This window comes from Vibrio sp. 1249-1 (assembly GCF_033340495.1).
Genome location: NZ_JAWOWJ010000003.1, coordinates 1 through 26,028 on the forward strand (window position 1 = coordinate 1; position 26,028 = coordinate 26,028).

Sequence of the window (26,028 nt, forward strand, 5' to 3'; positions counted from 1 at the left end):
TCGTTTCCGCTCGACTTGCATGTGTTAGGCCTGCCGCCAGCGTTCAATCTGAGCCATGATCAAACTCTTCAATTTAAAGTTTTTGATTCCCTAAATAAATAGGGGGAGGCTCAATGAATACTGACTTCAAAACTACTAATGTAATTTTAAAGCTATTATCGTTCCAACAGAACGATAATGAATTGACTGTGCCAAGTCCGAAGACTTGATTGGTCACTTCGTATCATTGAAACCTAATTTGATACCTAAGTATCTAATTGGATTATCATCAACGAGTGCCCACACAGATTGATAGGTCTATATTGTTAAAGAGCTTGCTTCGTAAGCTTTGCTATCGAAGCGGAGGCGTATTCTAAGGAATTAATTCTTAGTGTCAAACACTTTTTTAAATTAATTTTTAGAAGCTTTTCTTTCGCCTCATTGCCAACCGCTTTTGCGTTTCCGCTTTGCCGTGACAACGGAGGCGCATTATAGGGAGATGATTTTTCTTGGCAACCCTTTTTTAGAAAAAAACTTAAAAAAAAGCGTCGAGTGATGAAATCTCACTCAAACGCTTATTTTTAGCACTTAGTTGTTAATTTAAAGTAGCAAATAGGCAATCAATATGTGTCTATCCAAGCCTCTTCAAAGCTCGCGATATCCAGATCCAGTGATTGCGCCGCTTCTATTTGTTCAATTGCCTCTAATTCTTTATTTACACTGCTCATCGTCAATGTGTTGTTGTCTAACTCAAACACCTGACTTTGAGTCGTATAGTAGAACTTAAGGATCATCAGCGCTTTTACATCGTGCCCAGCAGAAGCCGCTTTAATACTTTTCAGTTTGCGAAAGATCTTGTTGTGCAGCTGCTTGAGTTTCCAGACATACAACACTTCTTCCATATAAGGGCGTGTTTTGAATTGGTTCAACAAAGACAGTGAAGTAGCTAAGGCAAGCACAACACCAATTAAGTTCCAGTGAAAGTTCCCCGTCGACTGTTCAGGTACTACATCTGTATTACCGAACAAAACGATCAATAGCGTACTAAAAGCAAGAGAAGAGATAGCAAGCAAGGCAACAAAGCCACCAATCACTAGGTTGACCTTCTTTCTATAGACTTGTTTGTTTATTTTTTTGATTTCCATATTCCGCTCCTAACAGGTTGCCTCTATTCTAACCAGCACACTCCGCACGACAATCGAAGCTTTGTAAGTAAGTTCACATTTGCTATTAAACTCGCATCCCTTCCCTGCTTGGGTATATACTTCCGCGCATTCACTCTTCCTATATAGAGGCTAAATTCATGCGCTCTTTTGTTTTACGAGCTCGCGCGGCGCCAACCACCAGCAAAGCACTGTTAGAAGGTGTTGGTAATGAAGCGCATACAGAGATTCTTGCTCATACCATGATGAACACTATGTTCGTTGCTCAATCACACCGTGAAGATGTGGTTGTTCACTTGGTTTTAGAAAGCACAAAAGATTTCTCACGCACCATTACTATTCGCTCTAACGACATCACCAACATTGGCGGCTTCCATGAGTCAACCTTGATTGCAGCAGTGGCTCGCGCTTTGGATGCTTCGGTTGGTATGGGCAAAGAGCAACTTCGTGAAGTCGAACCTGGTATCACCGTTCGTACCGTCAGTTTTGAACGACTAGTGCAAGAACTGGCAGAAGATCACCAACTATATATGTTGGATAAAAAAGGCGAATTTGTTCGTGATGCAGAAATCGGTGGAAACCCATGTTTCTTGCTAACTGACCATATTCCGATGCCGAAGAAGTCTTTTAACAGCTTGAAGCGCCTTGGCACAGAGAAGATCAGCTTAGGTCCTAAGATGCTTTTCGCTTCTCAGTGTGTGGTATTGATCCACAATGAGTTGGACATTCGCGAATTTTAATTCTCGCGAGTTAATCATTCGATAAAAGAAAGAGGACTCCATTGAGTCCTCTTTTTGTTTCTATAGTAATGCTAAGTTTACTTACCACCAATGCTCAAACGAGCAAAACGAACGTCTGGCGAGAAGAAAGTTCGGCTATCGTTAATTAGCTGAGTATCACCCACTGCCTCAACTTCTTGCAGCATCTTGTAGAAGTTACCCGCTACAGTGATACCACGCACTGGTTGAACGCGCTCACCATCACGGCACAAGAAGCCACTCGCACCAAATGAGAAATCACCACTCACTGAATCCGCACCAGAATGGACACCTTGAAGTTCGACTAACTCTAGGTACTCACCCGCTTTTACTTCTGACGCACTGCTGTTACCTGTCGCAATCACTTTGTGATTCGCTGATACGTCTAGGCTCGATTTTGCACCGCGAGCGGCACTTGCTGTCGAGATTGCGCCCAAGTAACTTGCGGTCTGGCTGTTGTGTAGCAAGGTTTTCAAATCACCATTAGCAATCATCACATTGTTTTGAGTAGCGAAGCCTTCACTATCAAAACTTGCGATTGCCATACCATTTGGCATGTAAGCCGTATCAGTAAAGGTAATTAAATCACTCGCAACACGTTGACCAAGCTTATCACCCAGTGGCGTAATGCCTTTCATCGCGCTTACGCCAGAGAAAGCACTGCCGAAAGCACCGAATAAACTTGCTAGCGCATTGATGTGGAAAATAGCAGGGTAGTTACCCGTCGCAACCGGTGCGCCTTCAAGAAGATCACGAGCAAGGTTGTAGCCACCTTCGATACAGTAAGCTGGATTCAACTCATCAAAACGGCGACCAAGTGACATTCTACCCGCCATTGACTGTTTGCCGTCTTTTTCAAACAAGGTATACGCGTAACAAGTGAACGAGCGCTCGAAGTGTTGACACAATGTGCCTTGAGTATTGGCAATGATCAGTTGTGTTTCGCCATCGCTGTAACCATTGTAAGGTGCGCTAGAAGCGTGAGGTAGCGCTACTACGCCTTGCTCAAGTGCGAGAGACAGTTCGATTTTTTCGTCAACAGAAGTTGTATCTTCTTGCGCAATCTCAGCAACATCAGTCGCGATTTGGCTGTTCACGCAGCTAATCGTCTGATGTTCATCTTGCTTGGAAAAGCGAGCGCTTTGGAGTGCGTTGGTCAGCATCAAATCTAAGCTTGGTTGCTCTAACGACTCAGAATAGCTTGTTGCAACGCGCGCATCTTTCACAATACGAACACCCAGAACTTGGCTTGAGCTTACTTTGTACTCATCCAGCTTTCCTTGGTTCGCTTTCAAAGAAAAGCTGCTGTTACGATTTACAATGACGTCCGCTTCTGCACCTTGGCGTTTTGCTTCTGATAGGACGTAATCAACCGCATTAAGAAGTTGTTGTTCTTGGCTCATTAGATACCGCCTCCTACCAGAATGTTATCGACTTTCAGCGTTGGCTGACCGACTGTTGTTGGTACTGAACCACTTACGGAACCACACATGCCCGGCGCAAGCGCCATGTCTTTGCCGACCATGCTGATTTCTTTTAACACTTTTGGACCCGTGCTGATCAGCGTTGCTGTTTTCAGAGGCTTGGTGATTTTGCCATTTTCAATGAGGTAGGCCTCACGAACGGCAAAGTTGAACTCTCCCGTACCCGGTTGAACCGAGCCGCCGCCCATCTTCTTCGCATAGATACCACGCTCGATGCCTGTCAGCATGTCATCAAGTGAATGCTCGCCTTCTTCGATAAAGGTGTTACGCATACGCGAGGTTGGTGCGAACTTGTAGTTTTGACGACGACCAGACCCCGTAGGTTCGTAACCTGTCTTCATGCCCCCCATTTTATCGACCATGAAGCTGGTAAGCTTACCGTCTTTGATCAATTGAGTGCGCTGAGTCTTCATGCCTTCATCATCAACATGAATCGAGCCCCATTCGTTAGTCATGGTGCCATCATCGACTGCATTCACTGCGGTGTGAGCAACCATTTCGCCCATCTTGTCGTGGAAGACTGATGCTTTCTTCGCAACTGAAGTGGTTTCTAACAAGTGACCACATGCTTCATGGAAGATAACGCCACCAAAGCCGTTACCAATCACCACCGGCATTTCACCCGATGGACAAGCATCCGCGCCAAGTTTTACTAACGCTTGCTGCGCGATAGTTTGACCTAGCTCTTTGGCATCAAGCTGTTCACTGAATTCCCAACCAGCAAGAGCGCCAGGACCTTCCATACCAGAAGACTGCTCATTACCTTTTTGCGCGACAGTGTTACCAGCAACACGAATGTAGTGGCGAGTATCGTCAACGTGTAGACCTTCTGAGTTGAAGATAGACACTTGTTGTTCACGCTGAAGCACGCTGCCAATAAACTGGCTGATATGCTCACTCTCAGCACGTGCGGCTTGGTCAACTTTCAATAGAAACGCGATTTTTGAATCTAGGTTAGCATCCTTACTTAGCGGCATGCGGCAACCATGTTGGATTGGGTAGCGGTTCAAATTCAAAGAACCCGCTGACGCGATTTGCTCACGCTTGTCTTTTGCAGCAAGCAGCGAGGTTACGCGCTTTAGTTCGGCTTCATCTGTGCTGTTAGTGTAACCGTAAAGCACCTTATGACCGAAAAAAAGACGAATACCGATACCAAAATCGATACCCGAGTTAACCTTATCCACTTCACCAGATGCGAGCTGGACAGTGTTGGTTTGGTGATGTTCAACGAATAGTTCAGCGAAATCAGCCCCCAAAAAGAGCGCATGATCGATCACTGACTTCGCTGTTACAGAATTAAGCATGAAGTCTCCTTGCTCGATGATCGTCTTAGCCATCCTAATTAACTGTGAAAAAGTTCAACAAAGTTAAATTGGCAACACGTTAAATTTTAACAGTTTTTTAACCTTGTTTTATGCTAATCCTTGCTTAACGAGACCACGATTATTTATTAAATATTCCAGGTTCTGCTCATTCACCAGAGCGTTGCACTAGTAAATTCCACCCAGCAAACCATTTAGGTGCTTACTTTATCACTCACCTCGCATAATTGAATACTCATTATAATTACGCTCAAAAAACGTATCCCTTCCGCAATGGTCCTGCTATCATCCGAACGAAATAGTCGGGGGGCCACACGACAAGTGTTGGCTGAGATCGAAATTCGAGACCCGTTGAACCTGATTCAGTTAGCACTGACGTAGGGAACTATGCACACTTTGCCTTTCGTCGCCCCTCTTAGGTAAGCGATAGCGATCGAAAAATCGATCTATCTGCAACGGTCAAAGTCAGTTCCTATACGTCTTGTAGTAGGAGCGACCATGACGCAGCAATCACAACCTCATTCACATCACACGCCAGCCTTGCCTACCCCTATCGTATTGACCATCGCAGGCTCAGACAGTGGTGGCGGTGCAGGTATTCAAGCCGACATCAAAGCGATGTCCGCAACCGGCAGTTTTGCTTGCTCGGTAATCACGGCGATTACTTCACAAAATACCCAAGGCGTTTCTGCGATTTTCCCCATTCCTCTCGACCATGTAGAGAGCCAACTTGATGCAGTATTTACCGACCTCAACATCGTGGCAGTCAAAGTGGGCATGCTGGCAGATTCCAACATCATCAAAGTCGTTGCAGACAAAATTAAACAATACCAGCCAAAACACCTCGTGATTGACCCTGTGATGGTGGCCACCAGCGGCGATCTATTACTGGAACAGTCGGCAATCAGCACTTTAAAAGAAGAATTGATTCCGCTCGCAGACATCATTACCCCTAACCTACCCGAAGGCGCAGCATTGACGGGTAAGCCAATGCCTCAATCAGAATCTGAAATGAACGATATGATTACCGACCTTCGTGCGCTTGGCGCCAAAGCTATTCTGCTCAAAGGCGGTCACCTTGAAGAAAATGAAAACAGCAACGATCTGCTTATCATGCAAGACAGTGCCGAGTTAATTAGCGCCAAGCGATTTCCAACCAAAAACACCCATGGCACAGGCTGTACACTTTCTTCCGCCATTACGTCTTATCTTGGCCAAGGCAACAACCTACACAAAGCGGTGCACCTGGGTAAGCAGTACATCAGCCAAGCTATCGCACACGCTGATGAATTGGATGTAGGTAAAGGCCATGGCCCTGTGAACCACTTTTTTGCGGGTCATACTTATGTTCGCTAACGCGATTGGCATTCAGCTTTCCGAAGCAAGTCTGCAATACAAAGACAGTCAAACACCAACATTAGCAGGGTTGAGTATGACCATCCCTGCTAATCAATGGACTGTGTTACTTGGTCGCAGTGGTTGCGGAAAAACGACGATCCTTCGTTATCTAGCCGGGTTGTTAAACGACAAAGTCGAATGGCATGGTGAATTAACTACGACGGATGGCATCGCCCTACACGAACGTATCGCCTACATGGCACAACAAGACTTGTTGTTGCCGTGGTTAAATGTGTTAGACAACGTCTGCCTCAGCACTCGATTTTCTCAAGAACAAGCACCAGAGCAAAATAGACAACGTGCACTGACTTTACTAAGCCAAGTGGGACTCGCCGATTACGCGGATGCTAAGCCAGCTCAGCTCTCTGGCGGCATGAGACAACGTGTTGCCCTTGCTCGCACTCTGATGCAAGACAAGCCTCTAGTTCTGATGGATGAGCCTTTCTCTGCACTGGACGCGGTTACTCGTCATAAGTTGCAAACCTTGTCTGCCGAATTGCTGAAAGATAAGACGGTTGTTCTGATTACCCACGACCCACAAGAAGCGGTGCGATTAGCTCACCAACTCTATGTGTTGCAAGGCACACCTGCGCAAGCTCAGCACTTGGTCGTTCCAGACTCCAAGCCGCCCCGAGTTCTCGATGGAGAGTGCGCCGCGCTTCAACAAGCGATTTTGGATCAATTGGAGAAAGACTATGAGTGATATGACTCAGTACAACTCCGTTTCGGCACGTATTAGTAAAAAAGAACGCGTGACCCATCCGGCTCTGCGCTTAGTTATCAGCACAGCGGTGATCTTGGGGTTGTGGCAGTTGGTCGTGGTGATATTCGACATGCCAAGCTTCATCTTACCTTCACCAATTGAAGTGCTGGATAGATTGGTCACTCGTTACGATGTCCTGCTCAAACATACTTGGGTTACCGCGCAAGAGATCTTATTTGGCTTGGCGCTTGGATTATCGATGGGTTTGCTGTTCGCATTGCAAATGCTGATGTTCGAGCCGCTGAAGCGTTGGTTATTGCCTATTCTGATTGCTAGCCAAGCGATCCCTGTGTTCGCCATCGCGCCAGTGCTCATGCTTTGGCTGGGTTACGGCATTGCATCAAAAGTAGTCATGGCGGCGATCATCATCTTTTTCCCCGTCACGACATGTTGCTATGACGGCTTGCGCAATACGCCAACAGGTTACCTCGACCTTGCCAAGACCATGGGCGCGTTTAAATGGCAGCTACTTCGTCATATTCAATTGCCAGCCGCACTACCAACTTTAGCCTCAGGTATTCGTGTTGCCGTCGTTATTGCGCCAATTGGAGCAGTGGTCGGTGAGTGGGTAGGTTCAAGCGAAGGCTTGGGTTATCTGATGCTCCAAGCCAACGCTCGCATGATCATTGACGAGATGTTTGCGGCGCTGTTTATCCTCGCCGTACTGTCTATCTCACTCTACTTCATCACCGATAAGTTATTGAAAAAAGCCATCCCTTGGGAAAGCAAATAATTACAGAAAATAACCAAAGAAAATTGGGAAAGAAAAGGAAGAACCCCGTGAATAAAAACAAACTTATGAGCGCTGCTGCTCTACTCGCTTCAGTGGTATCAACCAACGTTCTTGCCGCTGAAAAAGAGATGACACTGATGTTGGATTGGTTCGTCAATCCAAACCATGGTCCTATCGTGATTGCCAAAGAGCGTGGTTACTTCAAAGAGCAAGGTTTGAAGGTCAACATTCAGGAGCCGGCAGATCCAAGCACGCCACCTAAGTTGGTCGCGGCGGGTAAAGTCGACATGGCGATTTCTTACCAACCAAGCCTAACCATCGATGTCGCGGCTGGTTTGCCACTAATCCGCTCTGCGACTTTGATTGCTACGCCACTCAACACGTTGATGGTGTTGGACAACGGTAAGAATGAAAACCTTGGCGACTTAAAAGGCAAGAAGATCGGTATTGCGATCGCAGGCAACGAAGAAGCGACAATCGGCACCATGCTAGCGCAAGAAAACGTGAAGTTTTCTGACGTACAAATCATCAACGTAGGTTGGGCGCTGTCTTCGTCTCTTGCGTCTGGCAAGGTGGATGCGATTTGGGGCGGTCTACGTAACTTCGAAACCAACCAACTGGCACTAGAAGGTTATAAAGCTAAGGCCTTCTTCCCTGAAGAACACGGCGTGCCAGCGTATGACGAGTTAGTCTTCGTAGCCAATGCAAAAAACTACGACAAAGAAGCCATCAAGGCATTCAACAAAGCACTAGAGCAAGCGACCACTTACATCGTTAACCATCCAAAAGAGTCGTGGAAAGAGTTCGTGGCTTATTCACCAGACACGCTCAACAACGAGCTTAACCAACGCGCTTGGAACGACACGCTAACTCGTTTCGCTCTTCGTCCATCCGCAGTAGATCTGAAACGCTACGATGATTATGCGCAGTTCATGTATTCACAAAACATCATCGAAACACTGCCAAAAGCGAAAGATTACGTACCGAGCTTTGACTAATTCTACTGACCTTAGGATCTAAGCCTAGGGTCTTTTGATAACGAGATACTCATAATGAAATACCAAGATTTGATCGACGCTTGCCGCCAAGATTGGCAAGAATACACTGAGCATGCTTTCGTGCAGCAATTGGCGCAAGGCACTCTGGCTCAGCCTTGTTTTCTGCATTACCTAAAGCAGGATTTTCTTTTCCTAAAGCAGTACGCACGAGCTTACGCATTAGCGATCTACAAAGCACGTACTTTGGATGACATGCGCCGTGCCCTACCAAGCGTACACGCATTGCTCGATTCTGAAATCGCCCACCACGTGACTTACTGTGAGCAATGGGGACTGACAGAATCCGACTTAGAAAACGAGCCAGAAGATTTCGGCACTGTGGCTTACACCCGTTACGTATTAGATGCTGGCATGACGGGCGATCTTGTTGATCTATACGCGGCACTAGCGCCATGCTCCATCGGTTATGCCGTAATCGGTAAGGTGCTGATTGAAGATGAAAAGACCGTAATCGAAGGCAACCCATATGCAAGTTGGATCAACCTCTACGGTGGTGAGGAATTCCAATCTGGTGTCGCAAAAGGAGCAGAACACTTTAATCAGTTGCTAGCAGAAATTGATATCAACAGCCAGCGCGGTCAAAACCTGATTCAGGTATTCAAAACCGCAACGCGTATGGAAGTAGCATTCTGGCAACAAGGTCTGAACGCTCAGCAAGATTAATCGGAGAGTCTCATGTTAATTGAACAAATCACCCAAGCATTAACCGCAGTACGCCAGCAAAAGCCGTTAGTCGTCAACATCACTAACTACGTGGTGATGAATAACACAGCAAACGCACTATTAGCGATCGGCGCTTCTCCAATCATGGCGCACTCCAAACAAGAGATGGCAGAGATGATGTCGTTCGCTGGCGCACTGGTTATCAACATCGGTACCCTAGACAGCGTTTGGACACCGCGCATGAGCTATGCCGTAGAGCAAGCCAATGCCAACGGTAAAATCGTTGTACTCGACCCTGTCGGTTGCGGAGCAAGCTCACTACGTACCGAGACATCACGTGAGATCGCACGCCTTGCCGACAAGTTGATCATTCGTGGTAACGCCTCAGAAATCATCGGTCTCGCTGGCGAACAAGCACAAAGCAAAGGCGTCGATGCGTTAGACAGCAGCGACGCAGCACTTGGCGCAGCGAACTTCTTAGTTTCAGAGTATGGTGCAAGTGTGGTGATTTCTGGCGAGACTGATTACATCATCACGAAAGAGCAAACTGTGCAGCTAAACCACGGTCACGAGATGATGCCATACGTAACCGGAATGGGCTGCACACTAACGGCACTGACGGGTGCTTTCGCTGCTGTTGGTGATCACTCCGGACTTGCTGCCGCGGCGGTACTGGGCGTTGTGGGTGAAATTGCGGCTGAGCAAGCGCGAGGGCCAGGCAGTCTGCAAATGAACCTGTTGGATGAGCTTTACCAACTGGATGAAGAAACACTGGCAAAACGCCTAAAACTCCAAGTGAGTTAAGCTTTCTCTAACAAATACCGGCCTCTCACTCCCTGTAGATGAGAGGCCCAAAGGAAACAAAATGAACGCCTATCGTTTATATTTGGTCACCGATGACCAACAAGATTTAGCCACACTAAAGCGTGTTGTGAGAAAAGCCGTGCAAGGTGGCGTGACCATGGTACAAGTCCGCGAAAAACACGGCGATGTGCGTGCGTTTATCGAACGTGCTCAAGCCGTGAAAGACATCCTTAAAGATACCAATGTGCCTTTGATCATCAATGACCGCGTTGATGTTGCACTGGCAGTTGATGCCGATGGGGTTCACCTCGGGCAATCAGACATGCCCGCAACTATCGCTCGTGAGTTGATTGGACCAAACAAAATCCTCGGCTTATCAATTGAGACTGAAGATCAGCTGGCAGAGGCGGATTCTCTGCCCATTGATTACATCGGCTTGAGTGCCATCTTCGCTACGCCGACCAAAACCAACACCAAAAAACACTGGGGTATTGAAGGTTTGAAGATGGCGCTGAACACCACGTCTTTACCAATCGTCGCTATTGGTGGCATCAACGAAACCAACATTCCTGCCCTGAGTGCGACAGGTGTACATGGTTTGGCTTTGGTTTCTGCCATTTGTCATGCAGAAAACCCAACCAAAGCAGCAGAGTACTTACTTTCTCTGATGGATTAAGACCCCAACGCTTAAGGATGAGCGCCTTTACCCTCCGGATAAATGTCATCAATTCATCACTCAACCTTCATTCTCTCGTCAAATTGACAGAGCGTTGATAAGTTTTTCACGCCAGATAACGTAAGATAAGCCCCTTATTTTCACGTGGTTGAATAACCCTCAATAAAAACAAAACGCTCTCAATGAAAACCAAAAAATATGGATTGATGATGCTCGCCTTGTTTGTTCTTGGCATCATCCCAATGTCGCTGTTTGGCTCTTATCACAATCTCACTTCACAGGTGCCTGAAAGTCTGGGTATTACTTTTACTTTGCTCACAGATTCTGCTGGTAGCAAAGGTTTTTTAATTACGTTAACACTGCTACTGCTTTCTTTATTTCGCTTTAAACCAAGTCGCATTGAGTGGATACAAAAACTCTCAATGTTAGGGTTGTTACTGGTGATTGGTTTTGCCAGCAAAACGGGGCTAAAACTGATGACAGAAAGCCCGCGTCCCTACGCCGAACTGCTTGCTGCAGAGCAATTGATTGAGCACCCAGAAGCGTTTTATCAGTTGGATACAAAGCAGCAAGCCAACGTAATTAACCAGATTTCTGAACACGTCAGTGATTGGCGAACGCGCCATTGGCAAGGCGAGAAAGACTATTCTTTCCCATCCGGCCATACGATTTTCGTTTCGATTTGTTTGGCTTTCTTTGGTGGTTTGTTCTTACAGAACAAGTGCTATATCTCTGCACTGTCATTGTGGATGTGGGGAATGAGCGTCGCATATAGCCGCTTATGGCTGGGCATGCATCGCCCTGAAGATTTAATAGGCTCGGTCTTGTTTGTCGCGATTGTATTTACTTTACTCCCGACATTTCAGATTAAGAAACAGATGCCGTTTGTTTCTCTCGCTTCGCGCTAATGTGAACGATGACTAGATAAAAAGAAGCCAGCGATTCGCTGGCTTCTTGCTTTCAATCGCTACTTTTTTCTAGCCATTTCTTGGTGGTTCAAACGCTGTTAGTTCTAATTCTGGGCCAGTGTATTTTTCAATACGAACCAGTGCCGAGTTCGCCGCACAGCCGTTTGCAAGTCGAGAGGTCGGAATATCCAACGTTAACACGTTACAACCGCCGTTCTTACAAATGCCGGTTTTAGGATCCAGATCCGGCCAGCCGCCTTCATGAATACACACTGAACCTTGCTTGATTCGGTCAGTCACTTCTGCACCAACCAATACTTGGCCACGGTTGTTAAACGCACGAACTAAATCGCCCGTTTTAATACCACGCGCTTTCGCATCTTCAGGGTGAATCCAAATAGGTTCACGGTTTGCAATTGCGTACTCTTCGCGAATCTTCGCGTAGTTAAACTGGCTGTGTAGACGATGCGCTGCGTGCGCGGTCATTAGCTGCAACTCGCCGTCTTTTGCATTGCCAGTGTACTCGGTTGGTGCCATCCACGTTGGGTGTGGAGGACAGTCTTCCAACTGATAACCTTCAATGGTTTTCGAGAAGATTTCGATCTTACCACTTGGTGTACCGAGTGGATTCATGATCGGGTCTTCACGGAAATCTGCGTAACGAACAAACTGTGCGTTCTTCTCGTTCCACTTCATCTCGATCAGTTGGTTATCTTCCCAGAACTTGCTGAAGTTCGGCATTGCTACGCGAGAGCCACGGCCACCTTGTTGCGCCGCCTTGTAGAAGCCGTACAGCCATTCCATTTCAGTTTTGCCTTCGGTGTATACGTCACGGCCACCCGGAGCTAGCATCTCTGCCATGTCCGCGAATACATCGAAATCATTACGCGCTTCACCTTGCGGCTCAACCACTTGCTTCATTGGCACCAAGTGTTGGTTACTGTAGTCACCCGTCATCGTTAAGTCGTTACGCTCGAACGATGTGGTGATTGGCAGAACAATGTCCGCGTGCTTCGCAGCCGCCGTCCAGTAAGGCTCTGAAATCACGATCAGCTCAGGCTTTTGCCACGCTTTGATCAGACGGTTGGTGTCTTGGTGGTGAGTAAAGTTCGCACCACCTGCCCACCAAATCATCTTGATGTCCGGGAACGTCAGTTCATGACCGTTATGATGGTAGGATTGACCTGGGTTTTCCAACGCCTCGACAATACGCGCCACAGGGAAGCTTTGCACCGCGCCAGACACCGCCCAGTCGTTCCCCGCAGAAGAGCCGCCACCCAGCGATGCCGAAATCGCAGGAAGTACGCCAGCATCACGAGCAGGGTTACCACCGTTTGAGTAGTGGTAAGAGAAACCAAAACCACCGCCCGGTAAACCGATCTGACCCAACATCGTTGCCAGTGTAACCAGCATCCAGTGACGCTGCTCACCGTATTGTTGGCGCTGCATGCCCCAACCCGCCATCAGCATGGTGCGGTTTTTACTGAAGATGTCAGCCAGTAGCTCAAGTTGCTTCGCAGGTACGCCACAGATTTGTGATGCCCATTCTGCTGATTTTTCTACGCCGTCTTCTTCGCCCATCAGGTACGCTTCAAACTTGTCGTAACCTGCGGTGTATTTATCGAGGAAGGCTTTATCGTGCTTACCTTGTTTCACCAAGGTGTGTGCGATACCCATCATCATTGCCACGTCGGTCATTGGGTGAGGAGCAATCCACTCCGCATTCTCGCCAAAGAACTCGATGGTTTCAGAACGAATTGGGTCAATCGCAATAACCGTCTTGCCTGATTTTTTCAATTGATGGAAGAATTCAAGACCAGCACAGTCTGTTGAGCTCCACGCGATTTTTAGAGTGTTGATTGGGTTTAAGCCCCAAAGCACAACCACATCGCTGTGCTCTAATACCACTGGGTACGTGGTTTGTTGCTCGTACACTTCGATAGAGCCCACAACGTGCGGCATGATGATCTGCGCAGCACCCGTTGAGTAGTCACCCAAGTGGCCTGAATAGCCACCCGCCATGCTCATGTAACGTTGCAGCAAGGTTTGTGCTTTGTGCAGCACGCCACTTGAACGCCAGCCGTAAGAGCCTGCAAACACAGAAGCCGGGCCATATTCTTTGCGAATTCGCATGTGCTGTTCGTGGATCAGCTTGTAAGCCTCATCCCAAGACACACGCACAAACTCATCACTACCGCGCACACCTTCTGGCGACGATGGGTTTGCCAAGTAGCCTTTACGTACCACTGGGTACTTCACACGCGCCTTGGTATGCACTTGGTCAGGACCGGTGCTTTGTAGGCTGTTTGGTACCGTTTGTGGCAATGCGTTCGTGGTTGAAACCAGCTTACCGTCTTGCACTTCACACAGCATTGGGCCCATGCGGCCCGCTGTCAAAATGCCCTTGCCACGCTGGTTTGAAGACGCAACAGACATAGGTGCAAATGAAGTGAATGCCATTGCACCAGCCGCCATACCAGTGCCTTTTAGAAATCCGCGACGGGTCATATTAGTCATAATCTTATCCTTCTATTTATCGTTAGTGACCAACCACATCTTTCGCGTGGTGCTGGAAGAACTTGGTTAGAATTTCTAGGTTCTCGGCTGAAATATCAGTTCGATCACCCATACTTTTCGCTACCGGTCCCCATGCATTCACTGTGAAGTGATTTGAAGGAATTTTCGCGTGACAAGTTGCACAGTAAACGTTGTCCAACTCTTCTGCGTATGACCATACGGGTTCAAGCGTGTCTACAACTGGAGAATCAATAGCACCTGTTAGAGAAACCGCGCGCCATTCGTTGCCGTAAACATCTGCCTCAAATTCACCAGTTTCAAGCGCTTGTTGGCCTTGCTCTGTTAGCGTTGCTACGATGGCACGTTGACCTTCTCCCATGTAAAGCACTTGCTCTGCGCCTTTCATTTGGAATGCGTTCAACTTAACAGTGCGGTTGTCGCCTTCAGAGCTGATTACTTCCAACTTCGTCGTTGGGTTAATTTTACCCATCTCACCCATTGTGATTTCAGTCACAGGGTAAACGACTTTGGCACCAGGTGATGTTTTTGTGGTGAAGCTCATCAACGTTTCAAATGCCTTGCTGTCTAGCTCTGCTTCTGGTGCAAAGTGCGCCACACCTTTATGACAATCGATACACGTTTGATCGTTTGCTTTCGCGTAAGCGTGCATCTTCGCCGCATCACGTGATTGCTCAAACTCTTCCATTGCATCGAAATCATGACACGAACGACACGTCGCTGAATCATTTTCACGGAACTGAGCCCATACCGTTTCAGCCATATCTTTACGATGTGCTTCATATTTCTCTGGCGTATCGATCTTACCTGTCACAAATTCATGGTAGATGTCTTTCGACGCGCGAATTTTGGTGATCAGGTAATCCATTGGTTCTTGAGGAATATGACAGTCAGAACATTCCGCGCGAATGCCTTTCGCATTACTGAAGTGCACTGAGCCTTGGTACTCTTTGTAAGGGGTTTCCATAGAGTGGCACGAGAGACAAAATTCAGTATCTGAGGTGTAATGCATTACTGCCGCACTCCCCCCCAAAGTTAACCAGCCCACACCAATGCCGGCAGCAACCAGCAGTGCAACATATCGTTTTTTTATTGACATAATTAGCAACACTTCCAAATAAAATGTAATTATAGGTCGCAAATTACTACTTTATGGGTAGTCCTCTCTTGATCCACATCATTTCCGTGTTGCTCTGTATGCCTCAAGTATGAAATTTTGTTATTTGCATCTCAAAGATGAATATATGGCAATAATCCATTACCCAGCCAACTATTCACCACATAAATCACTTTTATGAATGCAACTATTTGATTAAACAGATAAGAGGATGAGAGACTGAATCTCCACATTGATGCAGTAAGGACACGCATGTCAGTTTACATCGAGACGCACAGAAGCCAATTAAGACCCATCAAAGCCAGTGACTGGGAACTCTTTCAACGATTACTTTCCGAACAAGAGGTTATTGCGCTCTGTTTCGATCGTCCCAGCGAAACAGAAATAAGAGAAAAATTTGCTTCGCGATTATTACCATGGACCCCAAATTGCCAGCATTGGCTTTGCCTTGTAATACTCGATAAGCAATCTGAACAACCCATCGGCATCACTGGCTTTGCTATTGAAAACGGTAAGGCAGAGGTAGGTTACTTACTTTTGCCGGAATTTCATGGCCAACAGTTTGGAACAGAAACTCTTCAAGCGCTTCTATACTGGGCAACCTCGACACATAACATCAACCACTTTTCCGCGACGGTCACTGAAGGCAATATTGCATCAGAGCGTGTCCTGATAAAATGTGGTTTCGAACTCATTGAGGTCATTCCAGACGCATACCAAATTGGTGGCAAACCCTACGCCGATAAAATCTACTCACTACATAAATAAGGACGTATTTTGAATAAAGTAGTCATCATTACCGGCGCAAGCCGAGGCATTGGAGCCGCAGCGGCAAAAAAGCTGGCCGAGCAAGGCTATCGCGTTTGCGTTAATTACCGCACTCAGCAAGAGGCCGCCGACCAAGTTGTGGCAGAAATACAAGCAAACGGTGGAAAAGCGATTGCCATCGCCGCAGACGTAGCCGATGAGAAGCAAGTGCTCTCCTTGTTTGATGAAACAGAACGTGAATTTGGTGCAGTGACGCACTTGGTCAACAACGTTGGCATCCTATTTACTCAATCGCCTTTGTCTGAAATCAGCTTGGAACGCTTTCAGAAAGTAATGAACACCAATGTGAATAGCTGTTTCCTCTGCTGTCGAGAAGCGGCGAGGCGATTCAGTGCAGGCGGTGCAATTGTGAATGTCTCCTCTGGAGCGTCGCGCTCAGGCGCGCCATTTGAGTATGTCGATTACGCCACATCAAAAGGCGCGATGGATACCTTAACTAAAGGGCTCTCGCTAGAGTTGGCAGAGCGCAATATTCGCGTCAATGGCGTTCGACCTGGTTTCATTTACACTGATATGCATGCCGACGGCGGAGAACCAAACCGAGTAGATAGACTCAGCCCTCAAATTCCTCTTAAACGCGGTGGCACGGTAGAAGAAGTGGCAAATGCGATCGCTTGGCTATTAAGTGACGAAGCCTCTTATGTCACGGGATCATTTATCGATATTGCAGGGGGCAGATAGAATGCAAGTCCATATCCGACAAGCAACTCCCGATGATTTAGACGAAATTTTTCAGCTTAATTTTCAAATTAATTCACTGCATTTTGCAAATGCGCCAGAAGCCTTTGTTGCGCCTTCAGAAGCTGACCGCGAATTTCTTGCACAAGCACTAGAGAACAAAGAGCGACTCTTTTTGATTGCCGAACGCGAACAGCAAATTCTCGGCTTCTTAACCGCGATGATCACCCAAAACGACACCATCAGTTTTCTGATCAAAGACCCAATTTGTCGCGTGGGAACAATTGTTGTCGATGAAGCGCAAAAGCAGCAAGGAATCGGCCGCCAACTGCTCCAAGCCTGTGAGCAATGGGCGCGCGATGCCAATGCCACACAAGTTCGATTGGAAGTGATGGAACTCAATCAGCCAGCACAGCGCTTTTACGATAATCAAGGTTTTAAAACTAACTCACGCATTATGCTGAAACATTTGTAACGATAACGACAATTAAGCGCTTTTCACGACTAAACCCACCTAAATCGCATTTATCGATGCAATTTACCCCCTGATTTTAGAAAAAGACGATATGATGTGCGGATAAGGAGATTCGAACATGATTTATCTTTTCGATTGGGGGAACACCTTGATGGTAGATTTCCCTCACGCACAAGGAAAAATGTGCGATTGGGAACACGTAGAAGCAGTTCCTCAAGCCAGAGAAACACTGGCAATACTTTCCCAAAATCATCCCATCTACATTGCGACCAGTGCATCTGATTCCAACATGGAAGAGGTTCAGCGTGCATTTGTTCGCGTCGACTTAGACCAATACTTAAATGGCTATTTTTGTTTTGCCAACCTCGGTATCGCTAAAAACCAACCTGAGTTTTATCTCGCCATCGCAAAACAGTTAGGGGTTAACGTGAGTGGAATAACCATGGTTGGCGATTTACCTCACAAAGATATTTACCCTGCGATGAAAGCGGGCGTAAACACAATTTGGTTTAACCCAACGGGCGCTGATGCACCAGCCGAAGCCATTCCTAACCAAATTCGTTGTTTATCTGAGCTTATCCCCTAACCGTTACTAACCTGCACTAATCAAGGAAGATGAATGCAAATCAGATCCATCAAGGTGAGCGATATCGCGCGCTTCACCGCGCTGTGGAATCGAGTGTACTCCGAAGGGGAATTTTTGATTTCTCCTGCACCCGATAACGCAACGCTTCGCAGAATCCTGCAACGTGTGGAAAACGAGTCCATCCCTCAGTTTGTCGCGTTTGACCGCCAAAAACTTATCGGTAGTGTTGAAATCTACCCAGCTGAGATGTGCGGTTACGAAAGAGGGCAACGCCTTCGCGTCGGTATTCTTGGTATTCACATCGACAAAAACTACCGAGGCAAAGGATTGGGGCGGAAACTATTGGCAGTCGCGATCGCACGTGGTTGGGAATTTGGTTACGACCAAATCGCACTCTACGTATACACAACCAACACACCAGCGATTGCTTTATATGAACGGTTTGGATTTGAACATCAGGGGGAACTTGGGGAAGTGACCTTGCCAAATGGTAAAGTCTTGATGAGTCAAAAAATGGTATTGTATAAAGCGCAAAGCCCTTCGAAAAACCCCGATTTGTAGACTCACGATAACCGTTGTTCGCAACACTTATTCGGGATTAACACCCTTGCGTCACATACCCTCGAACAATTGAATCGTTAGAGGCTTGATTCACGTAGTAGAAATAGCATGCTTCTTCTGCCAGTGTGTAACCTTGCGGCCAAATGTACACCACGCGATCAACACCCGATTTATCTAAGAACTGATAATCAGGAATAGCGACAAAATGAGCACTGTTTGGGTGCTGCTGACCGATGATGCAAAAATCACTGCCTTTGCACGGCACGTCAATTTTCGAATAACCTCTGGCTGGTAGATCGATTTCTAACAAAGCTCGAATACTATCGGCACTCGCTTCTGGCATGCCTTTGCGTGTTTTGACATGTCGGTCAATGTAGTGAACGTGCTCTTGGCCGTAAGCGTTATCAATCACTGATTGAGCATGAAAGAATTTGAGAGCCGTACCCAAAGAAGACTGAGAACTGTGCAGCATCGCAGCGTATGCTTGGCGATGAATATCGAGTAGTACTGGTAAAGCAGCTAATGCGATGAAAGCCAAAGTGGTAAGCACTATGGTGATTTCCATCAGCGTAAATCCCTTTGATTTCACGTTTCTTATCTCAACTAGCCCAAGACAATAGCCCCACATCCATGTGAGACCGAGCCAATATATCGCCAATTTCTTACGATTAAAGGCTTAAGGGGTAAGAAGAGACAAACACCACTCAAACTTGAGAACAGCAGCCAAAGAGCAGTGTAACAAAACGACGCTATGTGTCAGATATTAGACGGTTTTTACTCTCTAGTTACTGAGTAAAGGCACATTATTTCGCACCAGACCACGACGAACATTCGTGCACATTTTGCCAAAACGACGAATCTCATCGAACTGCGGAACAATGCCGCGCTCCATGGCTGACTCCCAATAAGTGACTTCTGAATCGACCATTTCCAACAATTTCTTCGGACAGCCAATGCACTGCCCTTCTGGTCCACATACAAACGTTTCTGGTTCATAAATTGGTAGTTCCGCTTTTACTTGCTCGATGATGCTACGCATGGCGGTCATTCGATCTGGCTTTACCTTCATCATTCTGCTCCACGGATTAAGATGAAGCAGATTGTACCCACTGATACGCAAATGTCCCTACCCAATTTAGGTATATTCTGTTTGAATCGATTTCTTTATCGTCAGATCCGGCTTTTTAACCACCAAATACACCGCCGTAGCTGCCAGTACGAAACCAGAAATCCCCATCCAATCAAATGACTCTCCAAACGCGAGCCAAGCCTGAATCGCCGTCGTTGGCGGCACCAGGTAGAATACAGAAGCTACGCTCGATGCAGCACCGTTCTTAACCATGTACAGCAGCAGTAGAATAGCTACACAAGAGAGCACGACGACCAACCACAACACAGTCAAAATAAACTCCAGTTCCCACTGCACTTGCATGGTTTCAAACTGCATCGCAACGGGCAGAAACATGACGAGCGCGGCCAAATATTGCACCGTCGCACCACCCACCATATCCACTTGTTGGCAATGTTTTTTCTGATAAAGCGTCCCTAGCGTGATACCAACCAAAGCCAACAAACACAAACCAATGGCCAACACTTTATGCTGCTCGGATTGCCACTCCATTTTGCCCATCAACACCATAGCGATACCGACAAAACCAAGAGCCAAACCCAACCATTGCGAGGGTTTAAATTCCTCACGAACAAACACCACCAGCAAAGCCGCGGTTAAAATCGGTTGAATACCCACCAGCAACGAACTCAACCCCGCAGGCATACCTAAGGCGATAGCGAAATAAGTACCGCCCAGATAGAAACCGTGGATCAATGCACCAACCACACAGCTGTGCCATAAATCTTTTCCTGTCGGCAACCTTCTACGCAATACCGCCACAAGAACCAAAAACAATAAGACATTGAATGCCATACGGATAGAAAGTAGTGTCGCTGGCTCGGCATATTGCAAACCAAAACGCGCACCAACGAATCCAGAAGCCCAAAGGATGACAAATACAAAAGGGATGGCTCGGATTAACATGATCGCCTCACTCACGCTTGTTTTATGTTTTGAGATACTGCTAATGTAATTAGGTACAGTGTTTTCAAAAAGTGACAGATGGAAGTGTTTTTATGGGTACAGATTTATTGGGAAGCGGTGAAGGGAATAAGTACCTCGTGGTGGAAAAACACCTCAAACAAGCCATCAGTGGTGGCGTTTATCAGGCGGATGATCGACTGCCCTCCATTCGCTCGTTGAGCCAAGAATTAAACGTCAGTAAAAATACCGTGATTCGTGCGTATCAAGAGCTGGAAGCACAAAACTTGGTGTACTCGGTTCCCAAATCGGGTTATCGAGTTAAAGTCGCTTTGCCGACCTCTCGCTCAATTCCGGATCCGACTCGCGTGGATTTGCTCTCGATCTGCAAAGAAATCCTTACTTATCCTGAATACCAAGAGCGTTTGCCTACCGGTTCTGCCCACCCAAACATTGACTCCCCCGCGATCAAAAGCTTGTACGCCGAGATCGGCCGCCACAGCCGGCAGCAAACGCATGTACCGAGCCATTACCAATTACCACCCGGTGATCACCTCTTAATCAAACAACTAGCGAAAATCACACAAGATTTGGGCACGCCAGCCAAGTTGGATGAGATCATGGTGACGCACGGCGCGCAACAAGCCATTAGCCTAGCGCTGCGCGCAACGACACAAAAAGGCGATATCGTCGCGGTGGAGTCCCCTTGCTATTTTGGCAACTTATTGATGCTAGAATCACTCGGCCTCAAAGTGGTGGAAATTCCGAGTTGCCCACGCGACGGTATGTGCCCCGAAGCCTTAGCAAAAGCAATGGCGACATGGGACATAAAAGCGATCATCGTAACGCCAAACTTCACCAATCCAACTGGTGCCATGATGCCGCTAGAAAAGCGTCAACAATTACTATTGGCGTCCGGCAATATTCCTATTATCGAAGACGATGTGTTTGGCGGGTTAAGTTATGATAAGCCGTTGCCAAGCTTGAGATTGCTCGATGACAAGCAACGCGTAATTTACGTGAATTCGTTATCCAAAACGCTCGATTCGCGTTTGAGAATTGGTTGGATGTTGGCGGGGCGATATCGAGACCAAATTGAACAATATCTACTGTGTGAGAACATGGGCAGTTTGAACCTGATGCAATCCGCCGTGGCAACGTTTCTAACGTCAGGCAAGTATCGAACGCATACTGCGCGAATGGGTCGGGTTTATCAAAACAACATGCGACGATTTATCCAGATGCTTCATCAATACTTGGATGAATACGAACCTCTAAAAAATCGATACCAGATCAACGCCGTACAAGGCTCGTTCTTACTTTGGTTGCGACTGCCCGAAGACACGGACAGCTATGCGTTGTATCAAGCATGCAATAAGCACAGAATCAGCCTACTTCCCGGCACCGTATTTGGCACTCAAGGGCAATATCGGCATTGCGTACGCCTCAGCGTGGCAAACTTTGGTCATGAAACCGATTGGAGTCAAGCGATGCAAACACTGGCAAAATTGATAGCAAAGCATGCCTGTTAACTCGCTCTTGCTAAATGAACTTATGCCGACATACGCAAACAGGTAACAACAAAAAACTCCACACAAAGGTGGAGTTTTTTCATATCGTCATCGCCTTCAGTGCGACTTAATTTGCCACATTCTCGCGACGTTTTCGGCTAAATTAGCAACGTTGACGTCGGCCTCTTTCATGGCCTCAGGTAAGCTCATCGCCCTTGGTACACAAGCAAACACCGCATCAATGCCGCACTCATAAACCGCCTGATAGTTGTCGCCCACACAGCCTGCTAATGCAATGACTGGTAAATTACTCTGCTTGGCCACCTGAGCAACGCCCATCGGCGTTTTGCCATGTGCGGTTTGATGATCGATTCGACCCTCGCCTGTAAATACGATATCCGCATCCGCAACATGCTGAGCAAGTTTGACCGTTTCAAGCACAATCTCAATTCCCGGTTGCAAACGTGCTGGCGTGTACCCGAGCAAGGCCGCGCCCATACCACCAGCAGCACCCGCCCCTTCACGAGTCAGTACATGCTTACCCGTCGCTTGTTCCGTCAACTCGCCAAACTTGCGCAATGCGTTATCGAGCAGAGTAACGTCTGATACGGTCGCTCCCTTTTGCGGGCCAAAGATAGCCGACGCGCCTTTGTCACCACAGAGTGGGTTATCAACATCGCACGCTACCAACACTTCGCAAGTTGCTAAACGAGGGTCAAGACCAGAAATATCGATGGACGCAAGCGCCGCTAACCCGCCTCCATTTGGGGTAATTGCATGACCAGATTCATCAAGAAACGCCACCCCCAACGCGGTCAACATGCCCACGCCACCATCATTGGTAGCGCTGCCGCCCAAACCAATGATTAAGCGTTGAATACCTCTATCTAGCGCGTGTTTGATCAGCTGTCCAGTACCAATGCTACTGGTCAGTTTTGGGTCGCGAGCGTCACTCGGCACAAGGTGCAACCCACTGGCCTCCGCCATTTCAATAACCGCGGTTTCGCCGTCGCCGAGGATGCCATAAAACGCTTCAACATCATTCCCTAATGGCGCGGTCACCGTTGTGAAGACTTGTTCGCCTTGAGTTGCATCTATCAAAGATTGAACCGTGCCTTCGCCACCGTCTGCGACCGGAACCGTAACAAACTCAGCATCATGCCATACGCGAACAAGACCCGTTTTGATCGCCTCGCTCACTTGTTTGGCGGTTAAGCTTTCTTTAAATGAATCAGGTGCAATTACCACTTTCATACGTATTTCCAGAGACTTATAAGAGAACGAGGCTCAAAATGTACACCAATGCCATTGCCGTGACACCTTGAACGAGCGTAGCCATGGTTTGCGCGCGGTACGCTAAGCCCACCGACATGCGGCTAAACTGCGAAACTACCCAGAAGAAACTGTCGTTTGCATGAGAAACCGTCATCGCACCAGCACCGATCGCCATCACCGTTAATACGCGGCCCATTTCTGAATCGAGCCCCAATTGCGTAAGCATAGGCGCAACCAAAGCCGATGTGGTCACCAGCGCAACCGTTGACGAACCTTGTGCCGATTTTAGCGCAGCCGCAACGATAAATGGCATGAAAATACCCACGCCCAGCGCCGATAACGTCGTACCCAAGTATTCACCTAGCGGCGTTGCTTTTAATACCGCGCCAAATGCACCACCCGCACCGGTAATCAAAAGAATAGGCGCAGCAGCCGTAATACCTTGGCTGATTCGCTCGCCAAATTCTTCAATCTTGTTGTCTGATTTGAGTAGGCGAACAGAAAGGAACAGGCCAATCACCAATGCCGTTAGTGGCTGCCCTAAGAAAGTCAGAACATCAAACACAAAACCTTCGCCCAGCGGTAGGCTTGGGAATTTCGCGATAGAGCCAAAACAGATCAATAAGATAGGAACAAAAATAGGAGCGAATGCTTGGCTCGCCGTTGGCAATTTGCCGTAAGACGCTTTGAGTGCTTGCCAGTCTTGCTGAATTTCTTCTGCGGCTTCAATGCCATCTGGTTCAACATGTTGGAATCGGTTCGCCCACAACATCCCCGCTAACGCCGCAACCGCTGCAACAAACACACCCACACCAATCACTAAACCAAGGTTAGATTCCAGGCCTAAGTTACCCGCAGCGGCAATCGGGCCAGGAGTTGGCGGCACAAACGTGTGCGTTGCGTATAGGCCAGTTGCCAACGCCACACTCATCGCAACGCTTGAGGTTTTTAAACGCTTAGCGAGTGATTCTTTGAGCGAGTTCAGAATGACAAAGCCTGAATCACAAAATACTGGAACAGAAACGATGTAACCGATGATGCTCATGGTCAATGTTGGGAAACGCTCACCCAACACTTTGATGACCGTATCGGCCATGGTGATCGCCGCACCACTTTTTTCCAAAATAACACCAATGATAGTACCTAAAACGATAACCAAACCAATGTAACCAAGGATGCCGCCAAAGCCAGAAGCAATGGTTTTGGCAATGCTATCTGCCGGTAAGCCGTAAGCAAATGCCGCAAGGAACGCCGCGATGATCAGCGCTAAAAAGGGATGTAATTTGAATTTGGTGGTCGTGAGCACAATAAATGCGATCACCCCGAGCAGGATTAATATAAGGTTCATGATAACTCCATTTATTCTTATTTTGCTGAGCGAGTCCGTGTTGGCTCACTCAACATGTAGGGACGCATGAATTATTAATCGTTTGCTTTAGAATTCCTTTAGGCGGAGTGACAAATGATGTGGTCAAAAAATGACGCGTATTGTGCAGATGCACAATATCACGACATTTTTGAGAGCCGAGTCGCAATATAAAGCTCCGCTAACCCCACAAAATTGGTAGTTGGTAGCCCTGTTATCTCGGTGATTTTCTCTAACCGATAGCGCAGAGTGTTCCGGTGAATAAACAGCATTTTAGAGCATTCTGTTACATTGCCATTGCATTCAAACAGTGCATCTAGGGTTTTCAATAATTGCCCAGATTTGTCTTTCTCTTTCAACCGTTTCACACCATCAATAATTTGTTCACCTTGCCAAATATCCGCCAACGGCGCTAACAAAACAGGCAAACGAAGTTCATCGAACAGGTACTTACGTTTCTCTGGGTAGAACTGCTTGCCAATGGCTAATACCTGCTTCGCGCTTTGGTATGACAACGCGACATCTTTAGGCTCATTAAACAGCTGCCCTAGCGCAATGTGAAACGTATGCGAATCGTGATCGCTTAAACGCGACATCAACTTATCAATGCGCTCACTTTCAACTTGGCTATCCCACTGCTTGGCGGAATGACACGGTTTCAACACCACAATTTCATTCACCGAGACAATCGCAACTAGGTTGTTACGCTCTGGGTATTCAAGCAGCTCAACAATATTGCGCACACTCTTCATGCTTTTTGAGGCCGACGGCGTCGAGACTTCAATCACCGTTGCCACCCGTGGTTGAGTAACATCGATAGAAAGACGCATCGCCCAATCTTTCAGCTCTTCATCGGTCAATTTCCCATTGATCCAAGCCAGAATAAACTCTTCGCGATGACGTCTGTCCCACTGAAATTTTTCCACCAGCGCGGCTTGCTCGATTGTCAATTCAGCGGTCATTTTAACCAGTTTGGCAAAATCTCGGATTTTCTCCGGCTCGCCTGTGACACCAACAATACCGACCACGTCACCATGTAATTTCAACAACATATTGATACCGGGTTTGACACCCTGCAACGTCAAACATTGCTGCTCATTAAGCTCTAGCGAATCGCCATGATTCAGCGCCAGTACCGCGCCATCATGCACTTGCCCAACACGTTTAGGGTCGCCACTGCCAATGATGATGCCTGCCGAGTTCATCACATTCACATTGTGACCAATGATGGACATGGTTCGATCAACAATTTGTTGTGCTAAGGAGTGGTCGAGAATCACCATTTCGAGTTTCCAAATTGACCGTTTAATCACTCAATAAATCACAAATGGCAGACTATCGCGATGCTGCGGTTC

26 protein-coding genes, 1 rRNA gene and 1 riboswitch are annotated in these 26,028 nt (G+C 47.3%); of the genes, 15 read left to right on the top strand and 12 right to left on the bottom strand.

Features of this window, described 5'->3' with window-relative positions; translation table 11 throughout:
• Both R7Z50_RS06730 and R7Z50_RS06735 read right to left on the bottom strand, forming a co-directional pair.
• Window positions 1–75, bottom strand: a 16S ribosomal RNA gene (locus R7Z50_RS06730); the annotation flags it as partial.
• 524 nt (window positions 76–599) lie between these two features.
• Entirely contained in the window at window positions 600–1,124 is a 525-nt protein-coding gene (locus R7Z50_RS06735; RefSeq protein ID WP_318148963.1) for a DUF3087 domain-containing protein, read from the bottom strand.
• A gap of 158 nt (window positions 1,125–1,282) precedes the next feature.
• Here R7Z50_RS06735 and trmY point away from each other — a divergent pair, with 158 nt between their 5' ends.
• Window positions 1,283–1,882 (top strand): tRNA (pseudouridine(54)-N(1))-methyltransferase TrmY, encoded by a 600-nt coding sequence (trmY, locus tag R7Z50_RS06740; RefSeq protein ID WP_005374282.1) that lies wholly within the window; start codon window positions 1,283–1,285, stop codon window positions 1,880–1,882.
• 77 nt (window positions 1,883–1,959) lie between these two features.
• Here trmY and R7Z50_RS06745 read toward each other — a convergent pair whose 3' ends face one another.
• Both R7Z50_RS06745 and R7Z50_RS06750 read right to left on the bottom strand, forming a co-directional pair.
• Window positions 1,960–3,303 carry a TldD/PmbA family protein gene (locus R7Z50_RS06745; RefSeq protein WP_318148964.1) on the bottom strand — a complete coding sequence of 448 codons (1,344 nt, stop codon included), beginning with the start codon at window positions 3,301–3,303 and terminating at the stop codon, window positions 1,960–1,962.
• Window positions 3,303–4,688, bottom strand: a complete 1,386-nt coding sequence (locus R7Z50_RS06750; RefSeq protein ID WP_318148965.1) for a TldD/PmbA family protein — start codon at window positions 4,686–4,688, stop codon at window positions 3,303–3,305. The genes R7Z50_RS06745 and R7Z50_RS06750 overlap by 1 nt, the downstream gene beginning before the upstream one ends.
• Window positions 4,689–4,999: 311 nt before the next feature.
• Window positions 5,000–5,107, top strand: a riboswitch (TPP riboswitch).
• A 97-nt stretch (window positions 5,108–5,204) separates the two neighbouring features.
• Between R7Z50_RS06750 and thiD the strand changes: the two genes are divergently transcribed.
• From thiD to R7Z50_RS06790, 8 genes are all read left to right on the top strand, one after another.
• Window positions 5,205–6,062: a bifunctional hydroxymethylpyrimidine kinase/phosphomethylpyrimidine kinase gene (gene thiD, locus R7Z50_RS06755; RefSeq protein WP_206970525.1), complete on the top strand. Its 858-nt coding sequence runs from the start codon at window positions 5,205–5,207 to the stop codon at window positions 6,060–6,062.
• Complete coding sequence (locus tag R7Z50_RS06760) at window positions 6,052–6,807, top strand: ABC transporter ATP-binding protein (protein ID WP_318148966.1); 756 nt, start codon at window positions 6,052–6,054, stop codon at window positions 6,805–6,807. The genes thiD and R7Z50_RS06760 overlap by 11 nt, the downstream gene beginning before the upstream one ends.
• Window positions 6,800–7,600, top strand: coding sequence for an ABC transporter permease (locus R7Z50_RS06765; RefSeq protein WP_064354466.1), 801 nt, complete (start codon window positions 6,800–6,802; stop codon window positions 7,598–7,600). Before R7Z50_RS06760 ends, R7Z50_RS06765 begins: the two co-directional genes overlap by 8 nt.
• Window positions 7,601–7,647: 47 nt before the next feature.
• A complete protein-coding gene (locus R7Z50_RS06770) occupies window positions 7,648–8,598 on the top strand; it encodes an ABC transporter substrate-binding protein (RefSeq protein ID WP_005374293.1) in 951 nt (316 codons plus the stop codon).
• Window positions 8,599–8,652: 54 nt separating this feature from the next.
• Entirely contained in the window at window positions 8,653–9,321 is a 669-nt protein-coding gene (gene tenA / locus R7Z50_RS06775) for a thiaminase II (RefSeq protein WP_005374294.1), read from the top strand.
• Window positions 9,322–9,333: 12 nt separating this feature from the next.
• Window positions 9,334–10,125, top strand: coding sequence for a hydroxyethylthiazole kinase (thiM, locus tag R7Z50_RS06780; RefSeq protein WP_318148967.1), 792 nt, complete (start codon window positions 9,334–9,336; stop codon window positions 10,123–10,125).
• 61 nt (window positions 10,126–10,186) lie between these two features.
• A complete protein-coding gene (thiE, locus tag R7Z50_RS06785) occupies window positions 10,187–10,801 on the top strand; it encodes a thiamine phosphate synthase (protein ID WP_318148968.1) in 615 nt (204 codons plus the stop codon).
• Window positions 10,802–10,983: 182 nt separating this feature from the next.
• On the top strand, window positions 10,984–11,709 hold the full coding sequence (locus R7Z50_RS06790) for a phosphatase PAP2 family protein (protein ID WP_025768774.1): 726 nt from the start codon (window positions 10,984–10,986) through the stop codon (window positions 11,707–11,709).
• Window positions 11,710–11,778: 69 nt separating this feature from the next.
• On the opposite strand, the gene R7Z50_RS06795 is transcribed toward R7Z50_RS06790, so the two are convergent.
• Complete coding sequence (locus tag R7Z50_RS06795) at window positions 11,779–14,226, bottom strand: trimethylamine-N-oxide reductase 2 (protein WP_136976749.1); 2,448 nt, start codon at window positions 14,224–14,226, stop codon at window positions 11,779–11,781.
• Between the two features lie 22 nt (window positions 14,227–14,248).
• Entirely contained in the window at window positions 14,249–15,343 is a 1,095-nt protein-coding gene (locus tag R7Z50_RS06800) for a NapC/NirT family cytochrome c (RefSeq protein WP_318148969.1), read from the bottom strand.
• Window positions 15,344–15,613: 270 nt separating this feature from the next.
• Between R7Z50_RS06800 and R7Z50_RS06805 the strand changes: the two genes are divergently transcribed.
• From R7Z50_RS06805 to R7Z50_RS06825, 5 genes are all read left to right on the top strand, one after another.
• Window positions 15,614–16,129, top strand: coding sequence for a GNAT family N-acetyltransferase (locus tag R7Z50_RS06805; protein ID WP_005374306.1), 516 nt, complete (start codon window positions 15,614–15,616; stop codon window positions 16,127–16,129).
• A 9-nt stretch (window positions 16,130–16,138) separates the two neighbouring features.
• Window positions 16,139–16,870, top strand: a complete 732-nt coding sequence (locus R7Z50_RS06810; protein ID WP_017821007.1) for a glucose 1-dehydrogenase — start codon at window positions 16,139–16,141, stop codon at window positions 16,868–16,870.
• 1 nt (window position 16,871) lies between these two features.
• Window positions 16,872–17,342, top strand: a complete 471-nt coding sequence (locus R7Z50_RS06815) for a GNAT family N-acetyltransferase (protein ID WP_206970531.1) — start codon at window positions 16,872–16,874, stop codon at window positions 17,340–17,342.
• A gap of 118 nt (window positions 17,343–17,460) precedes the next feature.
• On the top strand, window positions 17,461–17,928 hold the full coding sequence (locus tag R7Z50_RS06820) for an HAD family hydrolase (RefSeq protein WP_005374312.1): 468 nt from the start codon (window positions 17,461–17,463) through the stop codon (window positions 17,926–17,928).
• A gap of 33 nt (window positions 17,929–17,961) precedes the next feature.
• Entirely contained in the window at window positions 17,962–18,489 is a 528-nt protein-coding gene (locus R7Z50_RS06825) for a GNAT family N-acetyltransferase (protein ID WP_005374314.1), read from the top strand.
• A gap of 37 nt (window positions 18,490–18,526) precedes the next feature.
• Here the strand turns inward: R7Z50_RS06825 and R7Z50_RS06830 are convergent, their stop codons facing one another.
• The 3 genes from R7Z50_RS06830 to R7Z50_RS06840 form a co-directional block, all read right to left on the bottom strand.
• Entirely contained in the window at window positions 18,527–19,117 is a 591-nt protein-coding gene (locus R7Z50_RS06830) for a type II secretion system protein (RefSeq protein ID WP_225474250.1), read from the bottom strand.
• 153 nt (window positions 19,118–19,270) lie between these two features.
• Complete coding sequence (locus R7Z50_RS06835; RefSeq protein ID WP_005374318.1) at window positions 19,271–19,558, bottom strand: hypothetical protein; 288 nt, start codon at window positions 19,556–19,558, stop codon at window positions 19,271–19,273.
• Between the two features lie 66 nt (window positions 19,559–19,624).
• Window positions 19,625–20,524, bottom strand: a complete 900-nt coding sequence (locus tag R7Z50_RS06840; protein WP_005374320.1) for a DMT family transporter — start codon at window positions 20,522–20,524, stop codon at window positions 19,625–19,627.
• Between the two features lie 92 nt (window positions 20,525–20,616).
• Here R7Z50_RS06840 and R7Z50_RS06845 point away from each other — a divergent pair, with 92 nt between their 5' ends.
• Window positions 20,617–22,053, top strand: coding sequence for a PLP-dependent aminotransferase family protein (locus R7Z50_RS06845; RefSeq protein WP_054575249.1), 1,437 nt, complete (start codon window positions 20,617–20,619; stop codon window positions 22,051–22,053).
• A 96-nt stretch (window positions 22,054–22,149) separates the two neighbouring features.
• Here R7Z50_RS06845 and R7Z50_RS06850 read toward each other — a convergent pair whose 3' ends face one another.
• From R7Z50_RS06850 to R7Z50_RS06860, 3 genes are all read right to left on the bottom strand, one after another.
• Window positions 22,150–23,286, bottom strand: coding sequence for a glycerate kinase (locus tag R7Z50_RS06850; protein WP_206970532.1), 1,137 nt, complete (start codon window positions 23,284–23,286; stop codon window positions 22,150–22,152).
• A gap of 16 nt (window positions 23,287–23,302) precedes the next feature.
• The gene (locus tag R7Z50_RS06855) at window positions 23,303–24,655 is read right to left on the bottom strand and encodes a GntP family permease (RefSeq protein WP_017634362.1); all 1,353 of its coding nucleotides are present in this window, start codon (window positions 24,653–24,655) and stop codon (window positions 23,303–23,305) included.
• Window positions 24,656–24,813: 158 nt separating this feature from the next.
• On the bottom strand, window positions 24,814–25,956 hold the full coding sequence (locus tag R7Z50_RS06860; protein ID WP_206970533.1) for a sugar diacid recognition domain-containing protein: 1,143 nt from the start codon (window positions 25,954–25,956) through the stop codon (window positions 24,814–24,816).
• Window positions 25,957–26,028 lie beyond the last annotated feature (72 nt).

Excerpts from the sequence above, each read along its gene's own strand:
- R7Z50_RS06735 (WP_318148963.1), bottom strand. The coding sequence starts at position 1,124 with ATGGAAATCAAAAAAATAAACAAACAAGTCTATAGAAAGAAGGTCAAC.
- trmY (WP_005374282.1), top strand. The coding sequence starts at position 1,283 with ATGCGCTCTTTTGTTTTACGAGCTCGCGCGGCGCCAACCACCAGCAAA.
- R7Z50_RS06745 (WP_318148964.1), bottom strand. The coding sequence starts at position 3,303 with ATGAGCCAAGAACAACAACTTCTTAATGCGGTTGATTACGTCCTATCA.
- R7Z50_RS06750 (WP_318148965.1), bottom strand. The coding sequence starts at position 4,688 with ATGCTTAATTCTGTAACAGCGAAGTCAGTGATCGATCATGCGCTCTTT.
- thiD (WP_206970525.1), top strand. The coding sequence starts at position 5,205 with ATGACGCAGCAATCACAACCTCATTCACATCACACGCCAGCCTTGCCT.
- R7Z50_RS06760 (WP_318148966.1), top strand. The coding sequence starts at position 6,052 with ATGTTCGCTAACGCGATTGGCATTCAGCTTTCCGAAGCAAGTCTGCAA.
- R7Z50_RS06765 (WP_064354466.1), top strand. The coding sequence starts at position 6,800 with ATGAGTGATATGACTCAGTACAACTCCGTTTCGGCACGTATTAGTAAA.
- tenA (WP_005374294.1), top strand. The coding sequence starts at position 8,653 with ATGAAATACCAAGATTTGATCGACGCTTGCCGCCAAGATTGGCAAGAA.
- thiM (WP_318148967.1), top strand. The coding sequence starts at position 9,334 with ATGTTAATTGAACAAATCACCCAAGCATTAACCGCAGTACGCCAGCAA.
- thiE (WP_318148968.1), top strand. The coding sequence starts at position 10,187 with ATGAACGCCTATCGTTTATATTTGGTCACCGATGACCAACAAGATTTA.
- R7Z50_RS06790 (WP_025768774.1), top strand. The coding sequence starts at position 10,984 with ATGAAAACCAAAAAATATGGATTGATGATGCTCGCCTTGTTTGTTCTT.
- R7Z50_RS06795 (WP_136976749.1), bottom strand. The coding sequence starts at position 14,226 with ATGACTAATATGACCCGTCGCGGATTTCTAAAAGGCACTGGTATGGCG.
- R7Z50_RS06800 (WP_318148969.1), bottom strand. The coding sequence starts at position 15,343 with ATGTCAATAAAAAAACGATATGTTGCACTGCTGGTTGCTGCCGGCATT.
- R7Z50_RS06805 (WP_005374306.1), top strand. The coding sequence starts at position 15,614 with ATGTCAGTTTACATCGAGACGCACAGAAGCCAATTAAGACCCATCAAA.
- R7Z50_RS06815 (WP_206970531.1), top strand. The coding sequence starts at position 16,872 with ATGCAAGTCCATATCCGACAAGCAACTCCCGATGATTTAGACGAAATT.
- R7Z50_RS06820 (WP_005374312.1), top strand. The coding sequence starts at position 17,461 with ATGATTTATCTTTTCGATTGGGGGAACACCTTGATGGTAGATTTCCCT.
- R7Z50_RS06825 (WP_005374314.1), top strand. The coding sequence starts at position 17,962 with ATGCAAATCAGATCCATCAAGGTGAGCGATATCGCGCGCTTCACCGCG.
- R7Z50_RS06830 (WP_225474250.1), bottom strand. The coding sequence starts at position 19,117 with ATGTGGGGCTATTGTCTTGGGCTAGTTGAGATAAGAAACGTGAAATCA.
- R7Z50_RS06835 (WP_005374318.1), bottom strand. The coding sequence starts at position 19,558 with ATGAAGGTAAAGCCAGATCGAATGACCGCCATGCGTAGCATCATCGAG.
- R7Z50_RS06840 (WP_005374320.1), bottom strand. The coding sequence starts at position 20,524 with ATGTTAATCCGAGCCATCCCTTTTGTATTTGTCATCCTTTGGGCTTCT.
- R7Z50_RS06845 (WP_054575249.1), top strand. The coding sequence starts at position 20,617 with ATGGGTACAGATTTATTGGGAAGCGGTGAAGGGAATAAGTACCTCGTG.
- R7Z50_RS06850 (WP_206970532.1), bottom strand. The coding sequence starts at position 23,286 with ATGAAAGTGGTAATTGCACCTGATTCATTTAAAGAAAGCTTAACCGCC.
- R7Z50_RS06855 (WP_017634362.1), bottom strand. The coding sequence starts at position 24,655 with ATGAACCTTATATTAATCCTGCTCGGGGTGATCGCATTTATTGTGCTC.
- R7Z50_RS06860 (WP_206970533.1), bottom strand. The coding sequence starts at position 25,956 with ATGGTGATTCTCGACCACTCCTTAGCACAACAAATTGTTGATCGAACC.